Source organism: Kitasatospora sp. NPDC091257 (assembly GCF_044757675.1).
Lineage (GTDB): Bacteria > Actinomycetota > Actinomycetes > Streptomycetales > Streptomycetaceae > Kitasatospora > Kitasatospora lactacystinica.
Window position 1 is genome coordinate 1 of the sequence record NZ_JBIVVI010000431.1, and the last position, 6,691, is coordinate 6,691.

Genomic DNA, 6,691 nt, shown 5'->3' on the forward strand with positions numbered 1-6,691 from the left:
GGGTCCCCTTACGCCGCCCCGCCCGGGGTCGGCGGCCGCCAGTTGTACGTCCGGGCCGCGCGGCTCAGCAGGGCGCGGGCGGGGAGGAGGCCGGCGAGGGTGAGGGCGGTGGTGCGCAGGAGCGCGGCGGCGGGGGAGCGGAGGGCGACGAGGTCGCCGATGCGGCGGGAGCCGGCGACCACGGCGGAGGTGCGGGGCAGTCGGGCGGCGGTGTAGGCGGGCAGGGCGGCGGCGGGGTCGGTGCCGGGGGTGAGCGGGGAGGCCAGGACGAGGGCGTCCTCGATGGCCTGGCAGGCGCCCTGGCCCTGGAAGGGGCACATCGCGTGGGCGGCGTCGCCGAGGAGGGCGACCCGGCCGTAGTGGTGGGCGGGCAGCGGGTCGGCGAGGTCCCGGACGTCGTGGCGCAGGACCCGCTCGGGCTCGGCCAGGGCGAACAGTTGCGGTACGGGGGCGCACCAGTCGCCGTACCGGCGCAGGAGTTCGGCCCGCTCGTCCCCGTCGGCGGCCCGTTCACCGGCCGGGGCGAGGGCGGCGCCGTACACGTAGACCCGGCCGTCGGCGAGCGGGACGATCCCGGCGAGCTTCCCGCGGCCCCACACCTCGCCGGCGGCGGCCGGGAGGCGGCCGGGGGTGACGATGGTGCGCCAGGTGGTGAATCCGCTGTAGCGGGGGCCGGGGTGCCGGGGGAAGAGCAGGCTCCGGGTCGCGGAGTGGATGCCGTCGGCGGCGACGACCAGGTCGGCCGTCTCCTCCCCGTCGGCGGTGCGGACGACGGCGGGCCCGGTCGTGCTGCCGGGGGTGACGAGGGTGGCGGGCGAGCCGGTGCGGACGGTGCCCTCCGGGAGCGCGTCGACCAGGGCGGTGATGACGTCGGCGCGGGCGACGGCGGCGATGGTGTCGCCGAAGCGGGCCTCGAAGGCGGACGTGCTGGTGCGGACGAGCCAGCGGCCGGAGGGGTGGCGCAGGCCGACGGCGGGGTGCGGGGTGGCGAGGGCGCGCAGGTGCCCGCCGATGCCGAGCCGGTCGAGGCAGCGCAGGGCGTTGGGGGCCAGGGCGAGTCCGGCGCCGACGGGTTCGAGGGAGTCGGCGCGCTCGTGGACGCGGACGGGGACGCCCTGTCGGTGGAGGGCGAGGGCGGCGGCGAGGCCGCCGATGCCGCCGCCGATGACGATCGCCTGGTGCAGGCCCATGAGGGGACTCCTCTTCTCGCGCGCTCTGGCCACTACAGGTGTAGTGTCCGGCGCTCGAAACGGTACTACATATGTAGTGAGTCGTAAACTACGGCTGTAGTGAGTTGGGGGAGCCTCTCCGGAAAGGCCATGATCGGACCCATGACACCCCCGCGCCCGACCCTGATCGCCGACGCCGCCATCGACCTGATCGCCGACGCCGGCCTGCGCGGGCTCACCCACCGCGCCGTGGACGACGCGTCCGGCCTGCCCGCCGGCTCGACCTCCAACCTCGCCCGGACCAGGGCCGCCCTGCTGGAGCTCGTGCTCACCCGGATCGTCGAGCGGGAGACCGCCGACTACCCCGTCCTCGTCGAGGGCGAGCTGCCGGAGGCCGCCGTCCCGCCGCGCGAGCTGCTGGCCGAGGTCGGCGCCGAGGTGCTCTTCCAGGCACTCACAGGCGGCCGCCGGATCACCCTGGCCCGCCTGGAGCTCGCCCTGGAGGCCACCCGCAGGCCCGAACTGCGCTCCCTCTACGACCGTCTGGGCGCGCGCTTCGCCCAGCGCGCCGCCGAGCTGCTCGCCGCCGCCGGTTCGAGCGACCCGACGGGTGACTCCCGCCGGTTGATCCGCTGGTGCGACGGCGTGCTGTTCAACGCGACGGCCGGCAGCGGGCACTGGCACGTGCCGATGCCCGAGGAGCTGCGCGAGGAGATCGACCGCTACCTCGCCGTGCTGCTCGACCGGTAGGCCTGGGATCCGGCGGCGCCCGCCTGTACTCCCGCTGCTCGATCAGGCAGGGGGAAGCATGGTGAACACGCTCGACATCGCGGTGCTGATCGTGATCGGGACGGCGCTGCTGTCGCGGCCGGCGACGCCGGCGGTGCTGGTGCGGGCCCAGGCGGCAACGCGCCGCCGGGCGTTGGCGGCCACCGGCGCCACGCCGCCCAGGCGCTCCCGGCACCGCCGAACCCGTACGCGCCCACCGCGCCGCCGCAGCCCCCGTACGTCCAGTCCCAGGCGCCGTACGTCCCCACGCAGTTCGCGCAGCCCGGCCCGCTCGCCCGGCCCGCTCGCCCGGCCCGTCCCGGCCGCCCCGCCGGTGCTGCCGAGTCCCGTCGGCAACCCCCTCAGCCTCCACGAGCCCCGCACGATCGGCGGCTACCAGCTCCTCGGCCGGATCGGCTCCGGCGGCATGGGCACGGTCTACCTCGCCCAGCGCCAGGGCTCCGCCACCCAGGTCGCGCTCAAGACCATCAACCTCGAACTCCTCGACGACGCCGACCTGTTGCGCCGCTTCCAGCGCGAGTCCGAAGTGCTGGCGATGGTGCCGGGCGCCTGCACCGCCCGGGTGCTCGACACCGGCGTGGACTCCGGACGCCCGTACCCGGCCATGGAGTTGCTGGACGGCCGACCGCTGGACGCCCACCTGCGCGAGCAGGGGCCGATCCGCTCCGCGGAGGCGCTGCACGCCCTCGCACTGGCGCCGGCCGTGGCGCTGTCGGGGGTGCACCGGCTGGGGCTCGTCCACCGGGACCTCAAGCCCGCCGACATCATGCTGACCACGGCCGGCCCGCGCCTGCTGGACTTCGGCATCGCGGCGATCGTGGACGGCACCCGGCTGACCGCCACCGGCGGCGGCCCGGGCACCCTGGCGTACATGGCGCCGGAGCGGTTCGGCGAGGAGCGGGTCGGTCCGGCGGCCGACGTGTGGGCCTGGGCGTGCTGCGTGGTGTGCGCGGCGCACGGCTCCAGCCCGTTCGCGGCGACCAGCACCGGAGCGGTGATCCGCCGGATCGTGGAGACCGGGCCCGAGCCCGCGGCGACGGCGGCCGCCCAGTCGCCGGCGCCGGACCCGGCGGCCGTCCACGACCAGATCACCCGGGGTTGGCAGACCCTCGCGCTGTAGCGGAGGCGGCGAGCCCGGACCCGGCGCCCCGGGCGACGGGGTGCGGTCCCGGACCACGGGACGGGGTGCGGCCGGGCACGACGGGGTGCGGCCGCGTCCGACAGGGCCCGGCCGGGGGCGGCTCAACCGTCGGACGCCACCCGCCCGGCGACGAGCCGGGCGCAGTCGTCCACCGAGGCCCGCGAGGTGTCGACGACCAGGTCGTAGCCGACGCCCTGGTGCACCGCCGAGGCCTGCGCGGCGGCCATCCCGGCCACCCGGTCGCCGCGCGCGGCCTCTCGCGCCGCGGCCACCGCAGGATCGCAGCGCACCCCGACCCAGAGCACGTCCAGACCCTCCAGTGCCGCCCGCCACCGGGCCTGCGAAGCAGCGCCGCCGAGGAACACCTCGTCCACCACGATCCGCGCCCCGGCCCGGGCCATCGCCGCCACCCCGAGCGTCCAGGCGGCGTCCAGCGCGGCGAAGACCGGGCCGACCTCGACCGTCCCGTTCCCGCCCTCCAGCCCGCCGATCCCCTCGCCGCCGTCGCGCAACGACGCCGGCAGCGCCTCGACCATGGTGTCCGCGCCGAGGTGCAGCCACGGGGCCGGCAGCAGTTCCTGCAGGCGCCGGGCGATGCTCGACTTGCCGGAGCTGGACCCGCCGTTGAGAACGATCACATGCATGGGCGGAGCCTATGGCCGCACACCCCGCGGCGTCGCCGCGTTATCCGGGGGCGCCCCAGGGGACGGGACGAGCCGTGGACTGCACGGCTCCGGAGGCTCCCGCCGCGAAGCCCGCCCCGGCCGCGAAGCCCGCCGCCGCGGCGGTGAAGGAGGACGCCAGCGCCGGCGCGCCCGCCCAGTGCAGGTGCAGGTAGGAGGCGTGCACGTTGCCGCCCGCGAAGCCCTCGGTGCGAGGGCCGGCGGGAAGGCGCCAGCCCCAGGCCGGGAGTTCGCCCGCCCCGGGTTCGCAGACCGTGCGGTGGAACTCGTGGCCGCGCAGCCTGGTGCCGGCCGGGCCCAGCGGGGAGTCGTGCAGGGCGACCGCCTCCCGGTAGCCGAGGGTGAGCCGCTCGGTCATCCGGGCGTCGGTGGCCAGCACGCCGCACATCGGCAGGCCGTCCAACTCCCGCCCCAGGTAGAGCAGTCCGGCGCACTCGGCGGCGATCGGCCCGCCCGCGGCGGCGAACCCGGCGATGGCGGCGCGAAGTTCGGCGTTGCCGCTCAACTCGCGTACGTACAGCTCCGGGAAGCCGCCGCCGATCACCAGGCCGGCCGTCCCCTCGGGCAGCGACGAGGCGTGCAGCGGGTCGAACGGGACCACCTCCGCGCCCGCCGCGCCGAGCAGTTCGGCGTTCTCCGCGTACGAGAAGGAGAAGGCCGCGCCGCCCGCCACCGCGATCCGCGGCCGGCCGGCCACCGGGGTGACCTCGGCCGACGGGTCCCACGGTTCGGCGTCCAGGTCCGGCGCCGTCCGGGCGAGTTCGAGCAGGGCGTCCAGGTCGACCGAGGAGGCCACCAGTTCACCCATGTCGGCGACCGCCCGCAGGGCCTCCGCCGAGCGCTCCACCGCCGGAATCAGCCCGAGGTGGCGGGACGGCGTGGCGACCGCCGCGGAGCGGCGCAGCGCGCCCAGCACCGGCACGCCGGAGCCCTCCTCCAGGGCCTCGCGCAGGAGGTGCTCGTGCCGGTCGGAGGCGACCCGGTTGAGGATCACTCCGGCGAGCCGCACCTGTGGGTCCCAGGAGGCGAAGCCGTGCACCAGCGCGGCGACCGAGCGGGACTGCGAGGAGCCGTCCACCACCAGCACCACCGGCGCCCGCAGCAGCTTGGAGACGTGCGCGGTGGAGGCCAGCTCCCCGCGCCCGGAGGCCCCGTCGAACAGGCCCATGACCCCCTCGACCACCGCGACGTCCGCCCCCGCCGCGCCGTGCAGGAACAGCGGTGCGATCCGCTCCGGCCCGCACAGGAAGGCGTCCAGGTTGCGGCCCGGGCGCCCGGCGGCGAGCGCGTGGTAGCCCGGGTCGATGTAGTCGGGGCCGACCTTGTGCGGCGACACCGCCAGCCCGCGCGCGGCGAGCGCCGCGATCAGGCCGGTGGCGACGGTGGTCTTGCCGGCGCCCGAGGAGGGCGCGGCGACGACGAGGCGGGGGACGGTGCTCAACGGCCTACCACTCGATACCGCGCTGGCCCTTGCGGCCGGCGTCCATGGGGTGCTTGACCTTGGTCATCTCGGTGACCAGGTCGGCGAATCCGGTCAGCGCCTCGGGCGCGTACCGGCCGGTGATGACGACGTGCTGACTGCCCGGACGGTCCTTGAGTACGGCCACCACCTCGTCCGGGTCGACCCACCCCCAGTGCATCGGGTAGGTGAACTCGTCCAGCACGTAGAAGCGGTAGGTCTCGGCCGCGAGGTCCCGCTTGACCTGCTCCCAGCCCTCCTTGGCCGCCTCCTCGCTGGACATCTCCTGCTCGGCGGAGCGCTGGATCCAGGACCAGCCGGAGCCCATCTTGTGCCAGTCGACGGTGCCTCCCTCGCCGGAGGCGCCGAGCACGCGCAGCGCGTTCTCCTCGCCGACCTTCCACTTGGCGGACTTCACGAACTGGAACACCCCGACCGGCCAGCCCTGGTTCCAGGCCCGCAGCGCCATGCCGAACGCGGCCGTGGACTTGCCCTTGCCGGGGCCGGTGTGCACGGCGGTGATCGGCAGTGTACGGCGCTGACGGGTCGTCAGGCCGTCGTCGGGGACGCTCTCGGGGACACCCTTGGGCATGTCGGCTCAGGCCGCCTTTCGCATCGCGGTGGTTGCACGGTTCGCAGAACGGTTGTCGGACCGGCTCTCGCGGACGAGCGAGGCCACGCCCTCGGCGCGCAGCTCGTCCAGGCCGACGGCGGTGCCGCCGAGCAGCCCGGCCAGGGTGCGGGCCAGGCCCAGGCGGACCGGGCCGGACTCGCAGTCCAGCACCACGCTCGCCGTGCCCTGCGCCGCGAACAGCGCGGCCGCGCGGTGCGAGCGGGCGAGCGCGTCCCGCCCGCCGGTGGCCCGGCCGTCGGTCACCACGACCAGCAGCGGGCGCCGGCTCGGGTCGCGCAGCCGCTCCACCCGCAGCACCTCGTGCGCGCGCAGCAGGCCGGCGGCCAGCGGGGTCCGCCCGCCGGTGGGCAGCGACTCCAGCCGGGCCGCCCCGACCTCCACCGAGGAGGTGGGCGGCAGTGCCAGCTCGGCACCCGCGCCCCGGAAGGTGATCATGCCGATCTTGTCGCGGCGCTGGTAGGCGTCCATCAGCAGCGACAGCACCGCGCCCTTGACGGTGGTCATCCGCTGCCGGGCGGCCATCGACCCGGAGGCGTCCACCACGAACAGCACCAGGTTGGACTCCCGCCCCTGGCGCACCTGTTCGCGGAAGTCGTCCTTGTGCACCACCAGCGCCCGCCCGCTGCGCCCGCGCGCAGCCTGGTGCGGCGCGGCGGCCTGGAGGGTCGCGGTCAGGTGCAGCCGGCCGAGCGCGCCCTGCGGGCGGCGGGCGCGGATGGTGTGTCCGCCGGTGGTCTCGGCGGGGGAGCGGCGGCCCTGGGCGCCGTGACCGGTGCCCTTGACGGTGAACAGCTGGGTCCGGTACGGGTCCCCGGC

7 protein-coding genes are annotated in these 6,691 nt (G+C 76.3%); 2 read left to right on the forward strand and 5 right to left on the reverse strand.

What is annotated here, in order from left to right:
- Positions 1-8 precede the first annotated feature (8 nt).
- Positions 9-1,190 (reverse strand): FAD-dependent monooxygenase, encoded by a 1,182-nt coding sequence (locus ACIQOV_RS20625; RefSeq protein ID WP_401050386.1) that lies wholly within the window; start codon positions 1,188-1,190, stop codon positions 9-11.
- Positions 1,191-1,331: 141 nt separating this feature from the next.
- Here ACIQOV_RS20625 and ACIQOV_RS20630 point away from each other — a divergent pair, with 141 nt between their 5' ends.
- Entirely contained in the window at positions 1,332-1,919 is a 588-nt protein-coding gene (locus tag ACIQOV_RS20630) for a TetR/AcrR family transcriptional regulator (protein ID WP_401050389.1), read from the forward strand.
- Positions 1,920-1,977: 58 nt separating this feature from the next.
- A complete protein-coding gene (locus ACIQOV_RS20635; protein ID WP_401050392.1) occupies positions 1,978-3,078 on the forward strand; it encodes a serine/threonine-protein kinase in 1,101 nt (366 codons plus the stop codon).
- Positions 3,079-3,200: 122 nt separating this feature from the next.
- On the opposite strand, the gene cpt is transcribed toward ACIQOV_RS20635, so the two are convergent.
- The 4 genes from cpt to ACIQOV_RS20655 form a co-directional block, all read right to left on the reverse strand.
- The gene (gene cpt / locus ACIQOV_RS20640) at positions 3,201-3,737 is read right to left on the reverse strand and encodes a chloramphenicol phosphotransferase CPT (protein ID WP_401050400.1); all 537 of its coding nucleotides are present in this window, start codon (positions 3,735-3,737) and stop codon (positions 3,201-3,203) included.
- A gap of 46 nt (positions 3,738-3,783) precedes the next feature.
- A complete protein-coding gene (locus tag ACIQOV_RS20645) occupies positions 3,784-5,223 on the reverse strand; it encodes a cobyrinate a,c-diamide synthase (RefSeq protein ID WP_401050395.1) in 1,440 nt (479 codons plus the stop codon).
- A gap of 4 nt (positions 5,224-5,227) precedes the next feature.
- Positions 5,228-5,833, reverse strand: coding sequence for a cob(I)yrinic acid a,c-diamide adenosyltransferase (cobO, locus tag ACIQOV_RS20650; protein ID WP_049655361.1), 606 nt, complete (start codon positions 5,831-5,833; stop codon positions 5,228-5,230).
- Positions 5,834-5,839: 6 nt separating this feature from the next.
- Positions 5,840-6,691, reverse strand: an 852-nt coding sequence (locus ACIQOV_RS20655) for a VWA domain-containing protein (protein ID WP_401050398.1), incomplete at its 5' end; no start/stop codon positions are given.